The organism is Finegoldia magna (assembly GCF_018371055.1).
GTDB classification, from domain to species: domain Bacteria; phylum Bacillota; class Clostridia; order Tissierellales; family Peptoniphilaceae; genus Finegoldia; species Finegoldia magna_I.
In genome coordinates, this window is sequence record NZ_JAGYZD010000305.1 from 1 (window position 1) to 1,747 (window position 1,747).

A 1,747-nucleotide genomic window follows, 5' to 3' on the forward strand; every position below is an offset into this window, starting at 1 on the left:
GATAAGTATTCCTTCACTAGTTTAATTTTAAATTCTTTTGTGTATTTTGGCATACAAAAACCCCTCCATCCGTATTCCGGATTTTGGGGTTCAGGTCATGATTCTCTGGTTTTTTTGATTTATTCATTTAAAAATTCATCAATACATTCGCTATTTCAACTGGCTTTTCAGTGTGAAAATCGTGCGATGTATTTGGAATAAATAATGGTTTTATATTTTCTTGATTATTATTTTTCTCTACCTTGTTTTTCTTATATTCATATAAATCATCTGGTGTATCGGCTAATAATAACAGCGTTTTTACTTTTATATCCATATCAAAAATATCCTTATCTTCTTTGAACTTTATATAAAGTAAATTAGAAATTGTGTCAGCATTCATCTCAAGACTATTTTCTTTTATATACCTTCTACTAAATTCAACTTCTTTTTCAACTGTTGTTTTCGTGTAATCATTCGTAATTATTGCACCATCTAAAATAATTAGTTTATCTGGTTTTATCCTTTCAATATTTCTAACCAATAAATCTGCACCTAGTGAATATCCAATAACTATAGAATTTTTTGGTATCTGATTTTCTATCCATTTTTCAAAATCTTCTTCGTTTTCTACCTTCACATCTATATTAGAAAATTGTCCAGGTAAATTGATATATTCAATAGTATAACTGAATTTATTTAATTCAATTTCAAGCTCATTTACGTTTGATTTATCACATCCTAAACCAGATAACATATATATTTTTTTCGTTATTTCTTTTGTATGATTCATATTTATTCTATTATCCACGTAATCGTAACAGTGTCTCGCACATCAATGTCGTCAGCCTCAATGTCTATATCATACCTCGATGCCGCCTCACAAAGCATCAAATCATTCATCGTTTCTGAATATATCTCGATTTCTCCCCATGAATAATCAATGCTTAGTATTTCCTTCAATTTCACCCCTGAAGCCTTCGCCAATACCTTTGCCTTCGTCGTGGAATCTTCCACTGCTTTTTCTAACAAATCATTCTTGACCTTTTCCTTGTCCTTCACCGTGTGATTAATTTCAAACTTCACCTTTACATCGCAATGCGCCAACTCATACAAAACCCTGCCCAATATCTTGTTGTCATTGTCAAACTCAATATATGCACGATGATTGTATTCGTAACCTACGAACTTTTCCTTGTAGTCGTTATTTTTATCGTGATAACTCTTATATTTTGAATCAATCGAAAAATGTGTAGTTTTCAAATTTTTAGGATCAAGCCCTGCTTTTTCCAAAGCATCTCGCAAAATCCTCGTGTCCTTTGTCGATTGCTCAACAGTTTCGTCGTAATTCCAACGCAATCCCTCAGCCTTTATCGTAATCTTGATAGTATCGGGCTTCACCGAAATCTTGCCCTTGCCCTTTACGCGAATAGTTCTTTCCATAATAATCTCCTTTTGCTGATAAATTTATCCTACAACCTCGTCGATGTAAACACTTATAAAGTGTAATCTATATATTAATTACTTAAAAAATTATTTCTTCTCCTCTAATTCTTTAATACCCCTCGAATTTAAGGTGACCCAAAAAAAGTTGGATTTTATACCAGAGACATTTAGAAATATTTGTCTCTGGTTTTTTGTCCTCAAATTTTCCCTAGGGGAAATCACAACTAAGCTGCATTCAATTTCCTATATTCAAATGGACTTAAATATCCAAGTTTTTTTTTATTCTATCTTCATTGTAATATTTTATATATTCTTCTATTGT

At 31.5% G+C, this 1,747-nt stretch carries 3 protein-coding genes; all 3 read right to left on the minus strand.

The window, feature by feature from the left end:
* Positions 1-127: 127 nt before the first annotated feature.
* Complete coding sequence (locus tag KHW44_RS09365) at positions 128-772, minus strand: alpha/beta hydrolase (protein WP_304068820.1); 645 nt, start codon at positions 770-772, stop codon at positions 128-130.
* A gap of 2 nt (positions 773-774) precedes the next feature.
* Positions 775-1,422 carry an SIMPL domain-containing protein gene (locus tag KHW44_RS09370; RefSeq protein WP_304068821.1) on the minus strand — a complete coding sequence of 216 codons (648 nt, stop codon included), beginning with the start codon at positions 1,420-1,422 and terminating at the stop codon, positions 775-777.
* 262 nt (positions 1,423-1,684) lie between these two features.
* Positions 1,685-1,747, minus strand: a 63-nt coding sequence (locus KHW44_RS10170; RefSeq protein ID WP_369680533.1) for an IS3 family transposase, incomplete at its 5' end; no start/stop codon positions are given.